We start from the raw sequence: 19,017 nt of genomic DNA, 5'->3' as shown, positions 1-19,017 counted from the left end.
GCAAGCCTTGTTCCCACAAAGCTCCCACAGAGTCGAAATCCAGGCAAAAAAAAGCCCCGCATCGGCGGGGCTTCATGGTGTTCGCGTCGATCAGCTGCCTTTCACAGGCTTGCCGTTGACCGTGCCGTCCAGGAGCATGATGTTGTACTCCTTGCCGTCAGTCTCGACCTGTTGCAGGCGGACCAGCAGGTAGTCCCAGTCCTTGGCGAACCAGAGTACGGTGGTGCGTTTGCTCTGTGTCGGATCGCGTACGCGCTCGACCTTGATCGCGTCGATCTGGCCGGCCTTGGTGTCGACCTTTTCCGAGCCCAGCACGCGGAAGTCGTAGGTATCGACTTCGCCGTCATCGACGACCTGGTAGCTCATGCTCTTCTTGCCGGCCGCGACGTCGTGCTGCAGGGCCAACTGATAAGTGGATTTATCGACCATGCCACGGTTCAGCGGCAGCTTCACCGCATCACCGCGATCGGTGCCGGTGACCATCTTCGTGCTCCAGTCGAAGTCCAGGTCGGCCTTCTTGGCCTTGCCCAGGCCACCGCGTTCGAAGTGGTAGGACTGCGGCAGCAGCGTGTCCTTGTCCAGGGTCAGTGTGCTTTCTTCCGTCAGGCTGGCGATCATCATCGACGCCTTGAAGCTCAGCTTCCAGGTACCATTGGCCTCCTTGGTCAGGCTGCGCTCGGCGGTGCCGCTCATCGGCAGCTGCTTCCAGTCGGCGGTGTAGCTGGCGGAGAACGGTTGAAGGTCTGAAGCCTGTGCCAGGGGCAAGGCAAGCAGAGCACAGGCGAAGAGCAGGGCGCGACGCATAAAATCTCCTAGTGTCGAATCAAATGGCCGCTGGCGGCGAGCAACTGGCCGTCCAGTGAGGCACCACGATCGTCGAGGGTCAGCCGTCCTTCGGCAAACCAACGCACGGCCATCGGGTAGATCTGGTGTTCCCGGGCGTGAACCCGTTCTGCCAGGCTTTGCGGCGTGTCGTGCAACTCTACCGGTATTACTGCCTGTACGACCAGTGGTCCGCCATCGAGTTCCTCGGTGACAAAGTGCACCGAGCAGCCGTGCTCGGTCTCTCCGGCCTCCAGCACGCGCTGGTGAGTGTGTAACCCTTTGTATTTGGGCAGCAGCGATGGGTGGATATTGAACAGGCGGCCCTGATAGTGGCGCACGAAGCCAGCGCTGAGGATGCGCATGAAGCCAGCCAGGACCACCAGGTGGGGAGTGAAGGCGTCGATCTGTTCGATCAGTGCGGCGTCGAAGGCCTCGCGGCCGTCGAACGCCTTGTGATCCAGGACACGGGTGTCGATACCCGCGTCCTTGGCACGTTGCAGGCCGTAGGCATCGGCGCGGTTGGAAATCACCGCGCGAATACGGACCGGGCTGTCGCCGGTCCGTGTGCTGTCGATCAGCGCCTGCAAGTTACTGCCGGTGCCGGACAGTAGCACCACGACGTCACAGGTTGCAGGCATGTTTTCCTGCATCAGTGAGCCTTGAGGTTTTTCAGCTCGACCTGGGCAGCGCCTTCGGCCGCGGTTGCGATCTGGCCGATGACCCAAGGCTGTTCGCCCGCTTCACGCAGCACGTTCAAGGCGGTCTCGACGTGCTCCTGAGCCACGCAGATCACCATGCCCACGCCGCAGTTCAGCACGCGGTGCATTTCGGTTTCGTCGACGTTGCCTTTCTCTTGCAGCCAGTCGAACACCGCCGGGCGGGTCCAGCTTGCCACGTCGACCACCGCCTGGGCGCCTTTTGGCAGGACGCGCGGGATGTTGTCCAGCAGGCCGCCGCCGGTGATGTGGGCCATGGCCTTGACGGCGCCGGTGTCCTTGATCAGCTTGAGCAGCGGCTTGACGTAGATGCGGGTCGGGGCCATCAGCAGGTCGGTCAGTGGCTTGCCGTCGAGCTGGATGTTTTCGATGTCGGCGCCGGACACTTCGATGATCTTACGGATCAGCGAGTAGCCGTTGGAGTGCGGGCCGGAAGACGGCAGGGCGAGCAGGGCATCGCCGGTGGCGACTTTCGAGCCGTCGATGATCTCGGCTTTTTCCACGACGCCGACGCAGAAGCCGGCCAGGTCGTAGTCTTCGCCCTCGTACATGCCTGGCATTTCAGCGGTTTCGCCGCCGACCAGGGAGCAGCCGGACAGTTCACAGCCGGCACCGATGCCAGTCACGACCTGGGCGGCGGTGTCGACGTTCAGCTTGCCGGTGGCGTAGTAGTCGAGGAAGAACAACGGCTCGGCACCGCAGACCACCAGGTCGTTCACGCACATGGCCACCAGGTCGATGCCGATGCTGTCGTGTTTGTTCAGGTTCAGCGCCAGGCGCAGCTTGGTGCCCACACCGTCGGTGCCCGAGACCAGCACCGGTTGCTTGTAGCCGGCCGGGATCTCGCAGAGGGCGCCGAAACCGCCCAGGCCGCCCATGACTTCCGGGCGCGCAGTGCGCTTGGCGACGCTCTTGATGCGTTCGACCAATGCTTCACCGGCGTCGATGTCTACACCGGCGTCCTTGTAGCTCAGGGAGGGTTGCTTGCTCATGATCCAGGCCTTTAGGGGGGATTTCTGGGTAACGACCGATCGCCGGGGCCTTTGAATAACCGTTGTACGAATTATTCCGGGTGCCCAGCCATTGCCGGTCTGCGAAGGCGCGCGATTTTATCAGGCTTGTGGGGCAGCGGCCATCCTCGCGCCGACGGGCAGGGACATATCCGAGGAAAAAAACCGATATTTCTTCTGTTGGTGCTGCGCGGTGCGCCTGTATAAGGTGTAGCGGTAACCGGCTATGGTTACGCGGTGCGAAACTTCCATCGGGTGTGTGAATGTTTTGCCAGGTGCTGTGGTCACAGCCATGCTCCGTTTCTTCACACGGCTTGTTCCAGTCGTTTATGTCCGGGAATATTCCATGCGTTTGTTCAAATTCTTGTCCGTGGGCTGCTTGTCGCTGATCAGTCTGGCGAGCCATGCCGAAACCCTCAACGGCCTCTATCAAGTGCTCGAACCGGTGAGCAGCCAGACGCCGGAAGAGCGTGACCAGGCGACGTTGCGCGCCCTGGATACGCTGGTGCTGCGCCTGACCGGTGACGTCAAGGCCGCCCAGAACCCGGGGCTGGCGGCGATCCGCAAGGACCCGCAGCAGATCATTCTTCAATATGGCTACGACGCTGGTCCTCCGGAAAGCCTCAAGGTCGACTTCGATCCGGCGAGCACCGACCGGGCCTTGCGCTCGGCAGGGCTGTCGCTGTGGGGCGTGAACCGACCATCGATCCTGGGCTGGTGGCTCAACGACTCGGCTGAAGGCTCCAGCCTGGTGGGCGATGGTCAGGCCAGCGCCACGCCGTTGCGCCGTGCCGCCCAGCACCGGGGCCTGGCGCTGCACTTGCCGCTGGCGGACTTGAGCGAGCAGATCGTTGCCACCGCACCGAACCTGGAAGGCAGCGATCCGGCGCCGTTGCACGATGCCTCGGAGCGATACGCGGCGGATGCCCTGCTGGCGGTCCATGCCAAGGAAGAGGGCGGTCAGTGGCACGGGACCTGGCGCCTGTGGCTGGGTGATCAACGCGAGCAAGGCACTGTCCAGGGCGCCGATCAGGCTGCGCTGGCCGATGCGGTGATGCTGGCGGTGAGTCAGCGCCTGGCGCCGCGCTTCGTGGCCAAGCCGGGTGTGGCCACCGAGCAGTCGTTGGAAGTGCAGGGCATGAATCTTGAGCGTTATGCCGCCCTTGGGCGTTTGCTCGAACCGTTCGGTGGGCAGGTGCAGCGGGTCGAAGGTGACCGGATCGTCTATCGGGTCAACGGCAGCGCGGAGCAACTGAAGGCGCAACTGGCCCTGGCGAAGCTGCAGGAAATTCCCGCCGGTGAAGCGGTTGCCCCGACGCCTGCGGTTCCGCCGGCTACAGATGGAACGGTTCCGGCAGCAGCACCGGCGCCCGCGCCGACGGCCAGTCTGCGGTTCCGCTGGTAGATTTTCTTTCTTTATATAGCTGGGAGTGGTTCATGGGCGATACGCGGCGTTGGTTCTGGTTGGGCGGGATTGCCCTGCTGTTCGCGTTTATCTATCTGCTGCATCCGATTCTGACGCCGTTCCTGGTTGCGTTGCTGCTGGCTTATCTGTTTGACCCGGTGGTGGATCGCCTGGAAAAGCTCGGCCTGTCGAGAACCTGGGGCGTAGTGGCGGTATTTACGCTGTTCACCTTGATTGTCAGCGCCCTGTTGCTGGTCTTGATACCGATGCTCGCCAAGCAATTGGTGCGTCTGTACGAACTGGCGCCACAGATGCTCGACTGGTTGCAGCACACGGCGGTGCCGTGGGTGCAGTCGAAACTGGGGTTGGCGGATGGTTTCTGGAAGTTCGACAAGGTCAAGGAGGCCATCAGCGCTCACATGGGCCAGACCACCGACATTGTTGGCGTCGTGCTGAGCCAGGCCACCGCCTCGGGCCTGGCGCTGATCGGTTGGCTGGCCAACCTGGTGCTGATTCCGGTCGTGAGCTTCTACCTGTTGCGGGATTGGGACTTGATGATGGCCAAGGTCCGCAGCCTGCTGCCCCGTCATCGCGAAGAGCGCATCATGACCCTGGCCGGTGAATGCCACGAAGTGCTGGGCGCCTTTGTGCGTGGGCAGTTGCTGGTGATGGTGGCGCTGGGCTTCATCTATGCGGCGGGGTTGATGCTGGTGGGGCTGGAGCTGGGGCTCCTGATCGGCATGATCGCCGGGTTGGCCGCCATCGTTCCGTACATGGGGTTCGTGATCGGCATTGGCGCGGCATTGATCGCCGGGTTGTTCCAGTTTGGCGGCGATCTCTACCCCATGGTGGGCATCGTGGCGGTGTTCATGGTGGGCCAGGCTCTGGAAGGCATGTTGCTGACGCCGTTGCTGGTGGGGGATCGCATTGGCTTGCATCCAGTGGCGGTGATCTTCGCGATCCTGGCGGGCGGCGAGTTGTTCGGCTTCACCGGGATCCTGCTGGCGCTGCCGGTGGCAGCCGTCATCATGGTGCTGGTGCGGCACATGCATGATTTGTACAAGGATTCGGACATCTACAGCGGCGCCGAAGACCCCGAGCTGTAGGGTGAATGTCAGGAAAACCGTCGCTCCCTGGCGTTGTCGCTGCAAACCTTTGATTTTGCTCGTGGTCCGGCGCATTGTGCGGTCCGCGCCACGGGTATAGACTTTGCCAACTTTACACAGAGGCCACTCACGGTTCCTTTGGAGCTGTCCAGCCAGCATGAAACCGATTCAGCTGCCCCTAGGTGTGCGTCTGCGTGATGACGCCACCTTTATCAACTACTACCCAGGCGCCAATGCCGCTGCACTCGGCTATGTCGAGCGGCTTTGCGAAGCCGACGCTGGCTGGACCGAGAGTCTGATCTATCTGTGGGGCAAGGACGGGGTAGGGCGCACGCACCTGTTGCAGGCCGCTTGCCTGCGGTTCGAGCAGTTGGGCGAGCCGGCGGTGTACCTGCCGCTGGCCGAGTTGCTGGATCGCGGCGTGGAAATCCTCGACAACCTTGAACAGTACGAACTGGTCTGCCTGGACGATCTCCAGGCCGTTGCCGGCAAGGCTGATTGGGAAGAGGCGCTGTTCCATCTGTTCAACCGGCTGCGGGACAGCGGTCGGCGCTTGCTGATCGCTGCCTCGACGTCGCCACGGGAGCTGCCGGTGAAACTGGCTGATCTCAAGTCCCGTCTCACTCTGGCGCTGATTTTCCAGATGCGTCCGCTGTCCGATGAAGACAAGCTCCGTGCCCTGCAGCTGCGTGCTTCCCGCCGTGGCCTGCATCTGACCGACGAAGTCGGGCATTTCATCCTCACCCGTGGCACCCGCAGCATGAGTGCGCTGTTCGAATTGCTCGAACGCCTCGACCAGGCTTCCCTTCAGGCCCAGCGCAAGCTGACTATTCCTTTTTTGAAAGAAACCTTGGGCTGGTAGAACCGTTGCCAGTAGTGGCTCCTGGCCTTGTACGGACACGGCGAAACCCGCGGTCCTGCTGGGCGGCAGGCCACATGACTTTCAAAATGGGCTTAAGCGCTTAGATGTAAACGTAAAACCGAGAAGTCACATTTGCATCGATTGAATTTGCAAATGAAGTCGATAGAAGGCATAGTCTCGCCATCTTTACTACTTCAGCCACGGTCGTGCCCATGCTAAATCGCTTCGCACCCCTCGTGCCTCTCGCACTCGTTACCCTGTTGTTCGGTTGCGCTGCCCACTCCCCAGTGTCCCAGCAAGTACAACAACCACAGGTTCAGAACACCGTTACCGCCCAGTCTTCCTCCGTCTCCTTCCAGGAAGAAATGGCCAACGACAAAGAGCTGGCAGCCTTCGCCGGCAACAAGCCTTACCAGCTTCCGGTGCTGGCCGACAGCATCCTGGAACGCGGCATGTCGTTGATCGGCACCCGTTACCGTTTTGGTGGCACCTCTGAAGCCGGCTTCGATTGCAGCGGTTTCATCGGCTACCTGTTCCGCGAAGAGGCCGGCATGAGCCTGCCACGCTCCACGCGGGAAATGATCAACGTGAACGCCCCCCTGGTGGCACGTAATCAACTGGAACCCGGTGACCTGCTGTTCTTCAGCACCAGCGGTCGTCGCGGACGCGTCAGCCACGCCGGTATCTACCTGGGCGACAACCAGTTCATCCATTCCAGCAGCCGCCGTAGCGGTGGTGTGCGGATCGACAGCCTGGGTGACACCTACTGGAACAAGACTTTCATCGAAGCCAAGCGCGCCCTCGCCATGGCTCCGACCGTGGTCACCGCTCGCAAGTAAGCGCACAGTTTGTAAGGCAAACTTAAAGTCTTACTTGAAGTTTGCCTCATAGCCGCTAGAATCCTTGATCATTGATTGATGGCAATCCGCCTGCGTACTCCGCAGGCGGATTTGTTTTCATGTCCACGGCAGAAAAGCCGCATCCAGATCAGGATTGTTCTGCATATGTCGACGTCGGCCCGCCTCGCTCTTATCTGCCTTGCCGCACTGCTCAGCGCGTGCGCAAGCCGTACGCCACCACCCGCGCCTGTTCGGGCTCCAGTGGTCTTTGCTCCCTCGCAGCCCCTGCCTCCGGCTGCCGAAGATGTGCTCTTCCGGGCGTTGGGCCTGGTTGGGACGCCCTACCGCTGGGGCGGCAATACGCCGGATTCGGGTTTCGATTGCAGCGGCCTGATCGGTTACGTCTACCGTGATGCCGCCGGTATTTCCCTGCCACGTTCGACCCGCGAGATGATCGGCATGCGCGCCCCGGATGTCGGCAAGGACGCGCTGCAGAGTGGTGACCTGATTTTCTTCGCCACCAACGGTGGCTCCCAGGTCAGCCATGCGGGGATCTACGTCGGTGAGGGGCGCTTCGTTCATGCGCCGGCCACCGGTGGTACGGTCAAGCTCGACAGCTTGTCCAAGGCCTATTGGCAGAAAGCCTATCTGAGCGCCAAGCGGGTGCTGCAACCGGAGCACCTGGCGCGTTATCCCTGATTCGCGGAGGTTGTCATGACCGCTCGCACCCTCAATCTCGATGATGCCCTTTACCAGTATCTGCTGGACGTTTCCCTGCGGGAGACGCCCTTGCAGCGACGTTTGCGGGACGAAACCCAGGCGCTGCCCATGGCGCGCTGGCAGATAGCGCCCGAGCAGGGTCAATTCCTGGCATTGCTGGTGAAGCTCACCGGCGCCCGACGCTTGCTGGAAGTCGGTACGTTCACCGGCTACAGCGCGTTGTGCCTGGCCTCCGCCTTGCCGCAGGATGGTTCGTTGATCTGTTGCGATATTCCCGGCGACTACAACGCCGTGGCGCTGCGATATTGGCGCGAAGCCGGGCTGGCTGAGCGGATCGAGCTGCGCCTGGCGCCGGCCCTGGAAACCCTCGACGACCTTGAGCGCCAAGGGCAGGGCGGCACGTTCGACCTGATCTTTATCGATGCCGACAAGGCCAACTACCCGGCTTACCTGGAGCGTGCGCTACGGTTGCTGCGCAGAGGTGGGCTGGTGATGTTCGATAACACGCTGTGGAGCGGACGGGTGCTGGAAGCCCAGCCCCAGAGCGAGGACACCCGCGCCATCCAGGCCCTGAACCGCGCCTTGAAGGATGACCGACGGGTGGATCTGTCGCTGTTGCCGTTGGGGGATGGCTTGACCTTGTGTCGCAAGCTTTAAGCGCAGTTCCTGATTGGAATGACATTTGTGGCGAGGGGATTTATCCCCGTTGGGCTGCGCAGCAGCCCTAAAACCAGACCATTCGGTGTATCAGGCAGATTGAGTTGACTGCTTTGGGGCTGCTGCGCAGCCCAGCGGGGATAAATCCCCTCGCCACAAAGTTCTCTGCAGGCCATTGGCAGCTTATTTACCCGACACCCGCCACACCTTGTTTCCCACGTCATCGGCCACCAGCAAGCCGCCTTGCTTGTCGATCACCACGCCCACCGGCCGGCCCTGGGCTTTTTCATCTGCATTCAGGAACCCGGTCAGCACATCCACGGGTTTTCCCGCCGGTTTGCCGCCGTTGAACGGTACGAATATCACTTTGTAGCCGCTGTGGGGCTTACGATTCCAGGAACCATGCTGGCCAATGAATGCGCCTTCGGTGAAGGGCGCAGGCAGGGCGCTGCCTTCGGCGAAAGTCAGGCCCAATGAGGCCGTGTGTGGGCCGACCGCGTAATCCGGGGCGATGGCCTTCGCCACCAGCGCCGGGTTCTGTGGCTCGACCCGCACGTCAACATGCTGTCCGTAATAGCTGTAGGGCCACCCATAGAAGGCGCCGTCCTTGACCGAGGTGATGTAGTCCGGCACCAGGTCGCTGCCGATCTCATCCCGCTCGTTCACCGCTGTCCACAAGGCACCATTGCGCGGTTCCCAGGCCAGGCCGTTAGGGTTGCGCAGGCCCGAAGCGAAAATGCGGTGATTGCCGGTGGCGCGGTCCACTTCCCAGATCGCCGCGCGGCCTTCCTCCGCCTCCATGCCATTTTCCGCGACGTTGCTGTTCGAACCGGTGGTGACGTAGAGCTTGCTGCCGTCACGGCTGGCGATCACGTTCTTGGTCCAGTGATGATTGATGGTGCCGGCCGGCAAGTCGACGACCTTGGTCGGCTGAGCCTTGATTTGTGTGTCGCCTTCCTTGTAGGGGAAGCGGATCAGTCGATCGGTGTCGGCCACGTACAGGTCATTGCCCACCAACGCCATGCCGAATGGCGAGTTGAGGTTTTCCAGGAAGACCGTGCGGGTTTCGGCGATGCCATCATGGTTGGCGTCGCGCAACAACGTAATGCGATTGGGGCTGGGGACGCCGGCGCCGGCGCGGCCCATGACTTTTTTCATCACCCAGCCACGGATGCCCTTGGCGTCGTCGGGCTTGGGCGGGGCGTTGGTTTCCGCCACCAGCACGTCGCCATTGGGCAGCACGTAGAGCCAGCGCGGATGGTCCAGTCCCTCAGCGAACGCCCCTACTTGCAGGCCTTCGGCCGCGGTTGGCTTGGCGCCCTGGGGCCAGCCGACGGCTTCGGCGATGTTGACGGTGGGGACCAGGGTCTTGTTCGGTTCGGGCAGTTTTGGCGATGGGCCAGTGCCGTCGGAGACTTGCAGTGTGGAAGACTCGCCACAAGCGACAAGCCCTGCGGCGAGGGCGACGATCAGGAGGTGCGGTGGCTTGAGCATGCTGGCTTCCCTATGAATGCATGTGGTTATTCATAGAGAAGCATATACCGGCGATGGTTCAACCGGTCAGCCGTGGGCCTGCTTGAACAGCACGGCGATGCCCGGATGGTAATGACCGGCCTCGTTGCGCAACTTGCGATAGTTGTAAGGAAAGTACCAGGCCACGGCGCAGGTGTTTTCCTTTTGCAGGTCTTCGATCATGTCCTGGAGTTCTTCGGGCGTAGTGCTTTGCTGGGCTTTTTGCGGGGCGACGAACAGGCAGCCCAGCTTCAGGTCAGTGGCGTAGCTGATGCGCTTGGCATCGCTGGTGACATCCAGCAGGGGTTGGGTCAGGTTGAGGCTCTTGACCTTAGGCCAGCGTTGGGTGGCCTGGATGAACGCGCGGTCCTCGGCCCCGGCAATGAACAGGTCGGCACTGACGTTGCGTTCGCCTTCTTCATTCTGTTTGCGGGTTGCGGTGTGTTGCAGCGTGACCATCTCGGCCATCCAGGCGGCGGCCGAGAGCAGGCCGAGGTTGGCTTTTTCATCGAACCAGTAAGGCGTGTCGTTATCGCCGCGCACGGCGTTGTAGCGATCGATACAGTCAAACCAGCGTTCCAGCACCGGGCGCAGAAATTCCAGCCTTGGATTGCTGATGATCATGCCTTGCATGTTTTTTGCCCTCTTGTTTTTGTGATATCGGGTCGTAATGCCTATTTGATATCACTTGCCGCAGCGTGACACAAGATTGGCGTCACTTTATTGATCCAGGCCCATGATCAGTGCTGGGCTCGTGGCGGCTTTAATTGACGCTCCATCCCCAACCCTCTAACCTTCGCGACTTGTTTCAGGTGCTCTGTGGCCCGGGTCGACAGAGTGAAACAGGGAAACCGGTGAGAACCCGGCGCTGCCCCCGCAACGGTAAATGAGTCAAAGCTGCCAGCAAGCCACTGTGTCTCGACATGGGAAGGCGCGCAGCCCGGCATCACGCCGCTCATGAGCCCGGAGACCGGCCTGATTCATCCAACGGCATCACGGTGGGCGATGCCAGGCTTGTTGCCGTCTTTTCCTGTGCCCGCCTGCCGTTACCCAGTCCCCAACGGAGGCTTCCCCATGACCGGCTCCCCCAATACAGATGCGTCCGACCGCGACGAGCGTCACCTGGCGCGCATGCTGCGCAAAAAAGCCGTGATCGACGAGCGTATCGCCAATGCCCCGAACGAATGCGGCTTGCTGCTGGTGCTGACCGGCAACGGCAAGGGCAAGAGCAGTTCGGCCTTCGGCATGCTGGCCCGGGCCATGGGGCATGGGATGCAATGTGGCGTGGTGCAGTTCATCAAGGGCCGCAACAGCACTGGTGAGGAGTTGTTCTTCCGGCGCTTCCCGGAGCAGGTGCGCTTTCATGTCATGGGCGAAGGGTTTACCTGGGAAACCCAGGATCGACAGCGCGACATCGCAGCCGCCGAAGCGGCCTGGGCGGTGTCGCGTCAGTTGCTGAGCGATCCGTCCATTGGCCTGGTGGTGCTCGACGAACTGAACATTGCCCTCAAGCATGGTTACCTCGATCTCGATCAGGTCCTGAGCGATCTGCAGGCGCGTCCTCCCATGCAGCATGTCGTGGTGACCGGTCGCGGCGCCAAGCCGGAAATGATCGAGCTGGCGGACACCGTCACCGAAATGGGCATGATCAAGCACGCCTTCCAGGCCGGCATCAAGGCACAGAAAGGCGTCGAACTGTGAGTGACGCTTCGTTTCCGGACCGCCAATGCCCGGCGGTGCTGATTGCCGCCCCGGCGTCGGGGCAGGGCAAGACCACCGTCACCGCCGCCCTGGCCCGGTTGCATCGCAACCAGGGGCGCAAGGTGCGCGTATTCAAATGCGGCCCCGATTTCCTCGACCCGATGATCCTGGAGCGTGCCAGTGGCGCGCCGGTCTATCAATTGGACATGTGGATGGTCGGCGAGCAGGAAAGTCGACGGTTGTTGTGGGAAGCTGCCGCCGAAGCGGACCTGATCCTGATCGAAGGGGTGATGGGGTTGTTCGACGGCACGCCGTCCAGCGCCGACCTGGCGCGGCATTTCGGTGTGCCGGTGCTGGCGGTGATCGACGGCACGGCCATGGCCCAGACCTTTGGCGCCCTGGCCCTCGGGCTGGCGCGCTATCAGCCGGACCTGCCCTTCGCCGGCGTGCTGGCCAACCGTGTCGGCACCTTGCGTCATGCACAATTGCTTGAAGGCAGTCTCACCGAAGGCCTGCGCTGGTACGGCGCGTTGTCCCGGGAAACCGGGATCGAACTGCCGAGTCGTCACCTCGGGCTGGTCCAGGCCAGCGAGCTGAACGACCTGGACCTGCGCCTCGACGCCGCAGCCGAGGCCCTGGCCGGCAGTTGCGAAGTGACGCTTCCGCCGGCGGTGACGTTCGCCGCTCCCGAGGTGAGTGCCGCCCAGCCGTGGCTCGACGGGGTCCGCATCGCTGTGGCCAGGGACGAAGCGTTTGCCTTCACTTATGGGGCGAGCCTCGATCTGCTGCGGGCCATGGGCGCGCAGTTGCGCTTTTTTTCACCGATCCATGACCGCGAGCTGCCCGAGGCGGACAGCCTGTACCTGCCTGGCGGTTATCCCGAACTGCATCACCTTGCCCTGGCGCAGAATGCGCCGATGCTGGCGGCGATCCGCGCTCACCACGACGCTGGCAAGCCGTTGTTGGCGGAGTGCGGCGGCATGCTGTATCTGCTGGATTCACTGACCGATGTCGAGGGCAATCGCGCCGAGCTGCTCGGTTTGCTCGCCGGTGACGCGCAGATGCAGAAGCGCCTGGCCGCCCTTGCGCTGCAATCGGTGGAACTGCCGGAAGGCAATCTGCGCGGACACACCTACCATCATTCGCTGACCAGCACCGACCTGGAGCCGATCGCCCGTGGTCATAGCCCTAACGGTGGGCGTGGCGCGGAGGCGGTGTTCCGGCAGGGGCGGATGACGGCTTCCTATGTGCATTTCTATTTTCCATCGAATCCGAGGGCCATCGCCGCGCTGTTGGCGCCGGACCCTGAAGCCGCTTTCGCGAGCAGGCTCGCTCCCACAGGGAATGGTGAATACCCATCCAACTGTGAACACCAACCCAATGTGGGAGCGAGCCTGCTCGCGAAGAGGCCATGACTGACAACGCATTCCCCCAGGCCGAACGCGACGCCATCTACCGCGCCATCGCCGAACGCCGCGACATGCGGCATTTCACCGGTGGCACCGTGGAACCCCAGTTGCTGCGCCGGCTGTTGGAAGCCGCCCACCAGGCACCCAGTGTGGGCCTGATGCAACCTTGGCGGTTCATCCGCATCAGTGACCGCGCCCTGCGGGCAGCTATCCGGGAATTGGTGGAACAGGAGCGCATCCGCACCGCCGAGGCCCTGGGCGAACGCAGCGATGAGTTCATGAAGCTCAAGGTCGAGGGCATCAATGACTGTGCCGAAATACTGGTAGCGGCGTTGATGGATGACCGCGAGCGGCACATCTTCGGCCGTCGGACCTTGCCGGAAATGGACCTCGCCTCGCTGTCCTGCGCGATCCAGAATCTGTGGCTGGCGTCCCGCGCCGAAGGGCTGGGGATGGGCTGGGTTTCGCTGTTCGAGCCCCAGGCCCTGGCCGATCTGCTGGGCCTGCCTGCGGGCGCCAAGCCCCTGGCGATACTCTGCCTCGGTCCGGTGGAGAGTTTTTATCCGGCACCGATGCTCGCCCTGGAGGGCTGGGCACAACCGCGGTCACTCAATGAATTGCTCTATGAAAACCATTGGGGAGTGAACCCATGAGTGTCGCGCTGCTCAGTGCCGCCGCCGTAGCGCTAGATGCACTACTGGGTGAGCCCCGGCGTGGGCATCCGTTGGTGGCGTTCGGCCGCTTTGCCGATCGCATCGAACAACGTTTCAATTCCGGCGGGCGTGGCTGGCGCAGCCATGGGGTCACGGCGTGGGTCATTGCGGTCGTGCCGTTGACCCTGCTCGCCACGGCCCTGTCCTGGACGCCGCTGGTGGGGTGGCTGGTGGATATCCTGGCGTTGTACTGCGCCCTCGGCCTGCGCAGCCTCGGCGAGCATGTCGAGCCGGTGGCCCGGGCGCTGCGCAGCGGCGATCTGGACGAAGCGCGCAAGCGTGTCGGCTATCTGGTCAGCCGCGAAACCCGTGAGCTGGACGAAACCGCCGTCGCCCGCGCGGCCACCGAGTCGGTGCTGGAGAACGGCAGCGACGCGGTATTCGCCGCACTGTTCTGGTTCGCCGTGGCGGGGGTTCCCGGCGTGGTGTTGTATCGCTTGAGCAATACCCTCGACGCCATGTGGGGCTATCGCAACGAACGCTTCGAGCGCTTTGGCTGGGCGGCGGCAAAAATCGACGATGTACTCAACTACATTCCGGCTCGGCTGGTGGCGTTGACCTATGCGCTGCTTGGCAAAACCCGCCTGGCGCTCCGGTGCTGGCGCAGCCAGGGCCCGACCTGGGACAGCCCCAACGCCGGGCCCGTCATGGCCGCCGGTGCCGGTGCGCTGGGCGTCGAGCTGGGGGGCGTGGCTGTCTATCACGGCGAACTGCACCAGCGTCCACCGCTGGGCGAAGGCGTGCCGGCGAGCGCGGATTCCATTGATCGCGGCTGGCAACTGGTGCAGCGCGGCGTATGGTTGTGGTTGCTGATTCTCTGCCTGGGAGCTGAGTTCTATGCTTGAGCACGGCGGACGCCTGCGCAAGGCGGCCCGGCAATATGGCATTGCCGAGGTGGATTGGCTCGACCTGTCCAGCGGTCTGGCGCCGTGGCCGTTCGACGTCCCGACGATTCCATTGCGGGCCTGGGCGCGCCTGCCTGAAACCGATGACGGGCTGGAGCAGGCTGCCCGCACTTATTATGGTGCGGCCCAGGTACTGCCGGTGGCCGGTTCGCAAATGGCGATCCAGTTGTTGCCACGCTTGCGTCGCAGCGGCAAGGTCGGCGTCCTGTCGCCCTGTTACGCCGAGCACGCCGAAGCCTGGCGCCGCAGCGGTTACATCGTGCGTGAGATGCTGGAGCCGGAGGTGGATTTCTTCCTCGACAGTCTCGATGTGCTGGTGGTGGTCAACCCGAACAATCCCACGGGCCTGAACCTGAGCCCTGAACGTTTGCTGGATTGGCACGCCCGGTTGGCCCAACGCGGCGGCTGGCTGGTGGTGGACGAGGCTTTCATGGATGTCACCCCGCAACTGAGCCTGGCCGCCCATGCCCATCAGGTCGGGCTGATCGTGCTGCGTTCGTTCGGCAAGTTCTTTGGCCTGGCCGGGGTTCGCCTGGGGTTTGTCCTGGCCGAGCAGCATTTGCTCAGGTTGCTCGCCGAACAGGTCGGGCCGTGGGCGGTCAGCGGGCCGACTCGGGTCCTGGGCCAGGCTTGTTTGCTCGACACCGCCGCTCACAGCCGTCAGCGAGAGCGTTGCGAAGTCGCCAGTCAACGCCTGGCGCTGCTGCTGGCCCGTTACGGTTTCAAACCCCAGGGTGGTTGCGGGTTGTTCCAGTGGTTGATCACCGAACACGCGCAGGTGCTTCATGACTTCATGGCCCATCGCGGCATTCTCTTGCGGCTGTTCACGAACAACAGCAGCCTGCGCTTCGGGTTGCCGGCCGATGAGGCCGAATTCCTGCGCCTCGAACAGGCTTTCGAGGCCTACGCCAAGGACTTCCAATGACCACAGTGATGGTGCAAGGCACCACGTCCGATGCCGGTAAAAGTACCCTGGTTACGGCGCTGTGCCGCTGGGTCCGGCGCCAGGGTGTGAGTGTGGTGCCATTCAAGCCGCAGAACATGGCCCTCAACAGCGCCGTGACCACTGACGGTGGCGAAATCGGTCGTGCCCAGGCCGTGCAGGCCCAGGCGGCCGGTCTCGAGCCGCATACCGACATGAACCCGGTTTTGCTCAAGCCCAACAGCGACACGGGGGCTCAGGTCATCATCCACGGCCGTGCGGTCACCACCATGAATGCCGTGGCCTATCACGACTACAAGGCCATCGCGATGCAGGCCGTGCTGGCTTCCCACCAGCGGTTGAGCGCGGCGTATCCGGTGGTGATGGTGGAAGGCGCGGGGTCGCCGGCCGAGATCAATCTGCGAGCCGGTGACATCGCCAACATGGGGTTTGCCGAAGCGGTGGACTGCCCCGTGCTGCTGATCGCCGATATCAATCGCGGCGGGGTATTCGCCCATCTGGTGGGCACTCTGGAGTTGCTTTCGCCCAGCGAACAGGCGCGGGTCAAGGGCTTCATCATCAACCGTTTTCGCGGCGACATCGCCTTGTTGCAACCGGGCCTGGACTGGTTGGAAGCGCGCACCGGCAAGCCGGTGGTGGGCGTGCTGCCCTACGTGACGGACCTGCATCTGGAGGCCGAGGACGGCCTGGATCGGCGTCAGATTGACAAGGCAGAGCAGGTGCTCAAGGTGGTGGTGCCGGTGCTGCCACGCATCAGCAATCACACCGATTTCGATCCGTTGCGCCTGCACCCGCAGGTTGACCTGCAATTCATCGGCCCTGGCCAGGCCATCGCGCCAGCCGACCTGATTATCCTGCCGGGGTCGAAGAGCGTGCGCAGCGACCTGGCCCATCTACGGGCCCACGGCTGGGAAGCGGCCATCCAGCGGCATCTGCGCTATGGCGGCAAGCTGCTGGGGATCTGCGGCGGCTTGCAGATGCTCGGCCAACAGGTTCACGATCCGCTGGGACTGGAAGGCGCGCCGGGCTCCAGCGACGGACTGGGGCTCCTGGCGTTCGAAACGACCCTGGAGCACGAGAAGCAGCTGCGCAATGTCCGAGGACGATTGACCCTGGAGAATGCCGAGGTCAGTGGCTACGAGATCCATGCTGGCGTGACCGTCGGCCCGGCGCTGGAACAGCCCTTGGTGCAATTGGATGACGGCCGCTGCGACGGGGCCCGGAGCCTCGACGGACAGATTCTCGGCACCTACCTGCACGGCCTGTTCGAGTCGCCCGAGTCCAGCAGCGCCTTGTTGCGTTGGGCCGGGTTGGCGGACGTGCAAGCGGTGGATTATCACGGCTTGCGCGAGCGGGACATCGAGCGGCTGGCGGATTTGGTGGAAAAGCATCTGGATACCGGGTTGTTGCGCCAACTTTGTGGGATCTAGGGTGGCTGGACTGGCCCTATCGCGAGCAGGGGATTGCGGACACCGGGCCAATGTGGGAGCGAGCCCGCTCGCGATGGGGCTGGCAGCAACACCGCCTATTTGAAAGGTAATACACCATGCTCCAACTGATCCTCGGCGGCGCCCGCTCCGGCAAGAGTCGCCTGGCTGAAAAACTCGCAGTGGGCACTCGCTTGCCGGTGACCTACATCGCCACCAGCCAACCTCTGGACGGCGAGATGAACGAGCGAGTCGCCCTGCATCGCGCGCGTCGTCCGGCCGAATGGGCGCTGGTGGAAGAGCCGCTGGCCCTGGCCCAGGTGTTGCGGGACAACGCCGCGCCAGGACAGTGCCTGCTGGTGGATTGCCTGACCTTGTGGCTGACCAACCTGCTGATGCTCGATGACGCCCCGCGACTGGGCAAGGAGCGCGACGCACTGCTGGACTGTGTGGCCGCACTGCCCGGTGAAATCATTTTTGTCAGCAACGAGACCGGAATGGGTGTCGTGCCGCTGGGCGAGTTGACTCGCCGTTATGTCGATGAAGCCGGTTGGCTGCATCAAGCCCTGGCCGAACGTTGTCAGCGTGTTGTGCTGACCGTTGCCGGCCTGCCCCTGACCCTCAAAGGTACTGCGTTATGAATCACCGCTGGTGGCTGGACCCGTGCAAGTCCCTCGATACCCAGGCCCTGGAACAGGCTGCGGCCCGTCAGCAACAACTGACCAAGCCAGCCGGTTCCCTGGGGCGGCTCGAATCGGTGGCGGTGCAACTGGCGGGTCTGCAAGGGCAGGTCAAGCCAAGCCTGGATCGACTGTGGATCGCGATTTTTGCCGGCGACCATGGGGTGGTGGCCGAGGGCGTGTCGGCCTATCCCCAGGAGGTCACCGGGCAGATGCTGCTCAACTTCGTCAGCGGCGGCGCGGCCATCAGCGTCCTGGCGCGGCAATTGGGCGCTGCGTTGGAGGTCGTGGACCTGGGAACCGTGACGCCGTCGCTGGACCTGCCCGGTGTACGGCATCTGCAGGTCGGTCCCGGCACGGCGAATTTCGTCCAGGGTCCGGCGATGACCGTGACCCAGGGCGAGCAGGCCCTGCAAGCCGGACGCGACAGCGTTGCTCGCGCGACTGCCAGCGGCACGCAGTTGTTCATCGGGGGTGAGATGGGCATCGGCAACACCACGGCGGCCAGTGCCCTGGCCTGCGCCTTGCTCGATTGCCCGGTGGCTCACCTGGTCGGGCCGGGCACGGGGTTGGACGCGGCAGGGGTCAGTCACAAAGCCCAAGTGATTGAGCGTGCCCTGACGCTGCATCGAGCCCAGAGCAGTGATCCGTTGCAGACACTGTTCAGCCTGGGTGGGTTTGAAATCGCCGCGCTGGCCGGTGCCTACCTGGCCTGCGCGCAGCAAGGCATCGCAGTACTGGTGGACGGTTTTATCTGCAGCGTTGCGGCATTGGTGGCGGTGCGCCTCAATTCCGGGTGCCGGCCATGGCTGCTGTTCGGCCATCGTGGCGCCGAACCGGGGCATCGCCACGTCCTGGAAACACTCGGTGCCGAACCGCTGCTCGACCTGGGCCTGCGCCTGGGCGAGGGCAGTGGCGCCGCGCTGGCGGTACCGCTGTTGCGCCTGGCCTGTGACCTGCACGGGCAAATGGCGACGTTTGCCGAAGCGGCCGTGGCGGATCGCCCGGCATGACCTTGCGTCTGGACCTGCTGCGCCATGGCGAAACCGAGCTGGGCGGCGGCTTGCGTGGCAGCCTCGACGATGCGTTGACGGCCAGGGGCTGGGAGCAAATGCACGCCGCTGTGGCAACGGATAGCCCCTGGGATCGGCTGGTGAGTTCGCCGTTGCAGCGGTGTGCGCGTTTTGCCGAGCAGCTTGGTAGCCGACTCAACCTGCCGGTGCACGTGGACGCGGATCTGCAAGAGCTGCATTTCGGCGCTTGGGAGGGTCGCAGCGCAGCGGCGCTGATGGACACGGACGCCGAGGCCTTGGGCCGGTTCTGGGCCGATCCTTATGCTTTCACGCCCCCCGACGGTGAGCCGGTGCTGGCGTTTTCGACGCGGGTCCTGGCGGCGGTGGAGCGCCTGCACGCGGCTTACGCGGGGCAGCGGGTGTTATTGGTCAGCCATGGCGGCGTGATGAAGTTGCTGCTGGCCCAGGCCCGAGGCCTGCCTCGGGAGCAACTGCTCAACGTTGAAGTAGCCCACGGTGCGCGATTCTCCCTTCGGGTGTCGTCCGGTCCGGTCTTTACGGAGATAAGCTGAAG

Annotated in this window: 20 protein-coding genes and 1 riboswitch; of the genes, 15 read left to right on the top strand and 5 right to left on the bottom strand. The window is 63.3% G+C overall.

Annotated features, from left to right (window positions below; all coding sequences use genetic code 11):
• Window positions 1-90: 90 nt before the first annotated feature.
• Genes ACODTO_RS16535 through purM form a run of 3 tightly spaced genes read right to left on the bottom strand, consistent with a single transcriptional unit; the run spans window position 91 to window position 2,533 of the window.
• Entirely contained in the window at window positions 91-804 is a 714-nt protein-coding gene (locus ACODTO_RS16535; RefSeq protein WP_041020213.1) for a DUF3108 domain-containing protein, read from the bottom strand.
• An 8-nt stretch (window positions 805-812) separates the two neighbouring features.
• Window positions 813-1,463 (bottom strand): phosphoribosylglycinamide formyltransferase, encoded by a 651-nt coding sequence (purN, locus tag ACODTO_RS16530; RefSeq protein ID WP_139647945.1) that lies wholly within the window; start codon window positions 1,461-1,463, stop codon window positions 813-815.
• An 11-nt stretch (window positions 1,464-1,474) separates the two neighbouring features.
• Window positions 1,475-2,533, bottom strand: a complete 1,059-nt coding sequence (purM, locus tag ACODTO_RS16525) for a phosphoribosylformylglycinamidine cyclo-ligase (protein WP_047700498.1) — start codon at window positions 2,531-2,533, stop codon at window positions 1,475-1,477.
• A 364-nt stretch (window positions 2,534-2,897) separates the two neighbouring features.
• Here purM and ACODTO_RS16520 point away from each other — a divergent pair, with 364 nt between their 5' ends.
• From ACODTO_RS16520 to ACODTO_RS16495, 6 genes are all read left to right on the top strand, one after another.
• On the top strand, window positions 2,898-3,956 hold the full coding sequence (locus ACODTO_RS16520; protein WP_139647946.1) for a DUF2066 domain-containing protein: 1,059 nt from the start codon (window positions 2,898-2,900) through the stop codon (window positions 3,954-3,956).
• A 32-nt stretch (window positions 3,957-3,988) separates the two neighbouring features.
• Complete coding sequence (locus ACODTO_RS16515) at window positions 3,989-5,062, top strand: AI-2E family transporter (RefSeq protein WP_139647948.1); 1,074 nt, start codon at window positions 3,989-3,991, stop codon at window positions 5,060-5,062.
• A 157-nt stretch (window positions 5,063-5,219) separates the two neighbouring features.
• The gene (gene hda, locus ACODTO_RS16510; protein ID WP_003178999.1) at window positions 5,220-5,924 is read left to right on the top strand and encodes a DnaA regulatory inactivator Hda; all 705 of its coding nucleotides are present in this window, start codon (window positions 5,220-5,222) and stop codon (window positions 5,922-5,924) included.
• Window positions 5,925-6,136: 212 nt separating this feature from the next.
• Complete coding sequence (locus ACODTO_RS16505) at window positions 6,137-6,763, top strand: C40 family peptidase (protein ID WP_041020804.1); 627 nt, start codon at window positions 6,137-6,139, stop codon at window positions 6,761-6,763.
• Window positions 6,764-6,928: 165 nt separating this feature from the next.
• Window positions 6,929-7,462 (top strand): C40 family peptidase, encoded by a 534-nt coding sequence (locus tag ACODTO_RS16500; protein ID WP_139647950.1) that lies wholly within the window; start codon window positions 6,929-6,931, stop codon window positions 7,460-7,462.
• Between the two features lie 15 nt (window positions 7,463-7,477).
• Entirely contained in the window at window positions 7,478-8,140 is a 663-nt protein-coding gene (locus tag ACODTO_RS16495) for a class I SAM-dependent methyltransferase (protein ID WP_139647952.1), read from the top strand.
• A 183-nt stretch (window positions 8,141-8,323) separates the two neighbouring features.
• Here the strand turns inward: ACODTO_RS16495 and ACODTO_RS16490 are convergent, their stop codons facing one another.
• Together ACODTO_RS16490 and ACODTO_RS16485 are read right to left on the bottom strand one after the other, a co-directional pair.
• On the bottom strand, window positions 8,324-9,634 hold the full coding sequence (locus ACODTO_RS16490) for a PQQ-dependent sugar dehydrogenase (RefSeq protein WP_175363129.1): 1,311 nt from the start codon (window positions 9,632-9,634) through the stop codon (window positions 8,324-8,326).
• Window positions 9,635-9,700: 66 nt separating this feature from the next.
• Entirely contained in the window at window positions 9,701-10,285 is a 585-nt protein-coding gene (locus ACODTO_RS16485; RefSeq protein WP_139647956.1) for a hypothetical protein, read from the bottom strand.
• A gap of 160 nt (window positions 10,286-10,445) precedes the next feature.
• Window positions 10,446-10,645, top strand: a riboswitch (cobalamin riboswitch).
• An 81-nt stretch (window positions 10,646-10,726) separates the two neighbouring features.
• On the opposite strand from ACODTO_RS16485, the gene cobO reads away from it, so the two are divergent.
• The 9 genes from cobO to cobC all read left to right on the top strand — a co-directional run bounded on the left by cobO (window position 10,727) and on the right by cobC (window position 19,015).
• Window positions 10,727-11,353, top strand: a complete 627-nt coding sequence (cobO, locus tag ACODTO_RS16480) for a cob(I)yrinic acid a,c-diamide adenosyltransferase (protein WP_139647958.1) — start codon at window positions 10,727-10,729, stop codon at window positions 11,351-11,353.
• Window positions 11,350-12,768 carry a cobyrinic acid a,c-diamide synthase CobB gene (locus ACODTO_RS16475; protein WP_139647960.1) on the top strand — a complete coding sequence of 473 codons (1,419 nt, stop codon included), beginning with the start codon at window positions 11,350-11,352 and terminating at the stop codon, window positions 12,766-12,768. Before cobO ends, ACODTO_RS16475 begins: the two co-directional genes overlap by 4 nt.
• Window positions 12,765-13,415, top strand: a complete 651-nt coding sequence (bluB, locus tag ACODTO_RS16470) for a 5,6-dimethylbenzimidazole synthase (RefSeq protein WP_139647962.1) — start codon at window positions 12,765-12,767, stop codon at window positions 13,413-13,415. Before ACODTO_RS16475 ends, bluB begins: the two co-directional genes overlap by 4 nt.
• Window positions 13,412-14,320 carry an adenosylcobinamide-phosphate synthase CbiB gene (cbiB, locus tag ACODTO_RS16465; protein WP_489106736.1) on the top strand — a complete coding sequence of 303 codons (909 nt, stop codon included), beginning with the start codon at window positions 13,412-13,414 and terminating at the stop codon, window positions 14,318-14,320. The genes bluB and cbiB overlap by 4 nt, the downstream gene beginning before the upstream one ends.
• The gene (gene cobD / locus ACODTO_RS16460) at window positions 14,313-15,305 is read left to right on the top strand and encodes a threonine-phosphate decarboxylase CobD (protein ID WP_464709512.1); all 993 of its coding nucleotides are present in this window, start codon (window positions 14,313-14,315) and stop codon (window positions 15,303-15,305) included. The genes cbiB and cobD overlap by 8 nt, the downstream gene beginning before the upstream one ends.
• The gene (locus ACODTO_RS16455) at window positions 15,302-16,753 is read left to right on the top strand and encodes a cobyric acid synthase (protein ID WP_175385806.1); all 1,452 of its coding nucleotides are present in this window, start codon (window positions 15,302-15,304) and stop codon (window positions 16,751-16,753) included. The genes cobD and ACODTO_RS16455 overlap by 4 nt, the downstream gene beginning before the upstream one ends.
• Window positions 16,754-16,869: 116 nt before the next feature.
• The gene (cobU, locus tag ACODTO_RS16450) at window positions 16,870-17,391 is read left to right on the top strand and encodes a bifunctional adenosylcobinamide kinase/adenosylcobinamide-phosphate guanylyltransferase (RefSeq protein WP_175363134.1); all 522 of its coding nucleotides are present in this window, start codon (window positions 16,870-16,872) and stop codon (window positions 17,389-17,391) included.
• Entirely contained in the window at window positions 17,388-18,443 is a 1,056-nt protein-coding gene (cobT, locus tag ACODTO_RS16445; protein ID WP_489106735.1) for a nicotinate-nucleotide--dimethylbenzimidazole phosphoribosyltransferase, read from the top strand. The genes cobU and cobT overlap by 4 nt, the downstream gene beginning before the upstream one ends.
• Entirely contained in the window at window positions 18,440-19,015 is a 576-nt protein-coding gene (gene cobC, locus ACODTO_RS16440) for an alpha-ribazole phosphatase family protein (RefSeq protein WP_139647974.1), read from the top strand. The genes cobT and cobC overlap by 4 nt, the downstream gene beginning before the upstream one ends.
• Window positions 19,016-19,017 lie beyond the last annotated feature (2 nt).

The organism is Pseudomonas sp. FG13 (assembly GCF_057809755.1).
This window is presented reverse-complemented; position numbering and strand designations above follow the sequence as displayed.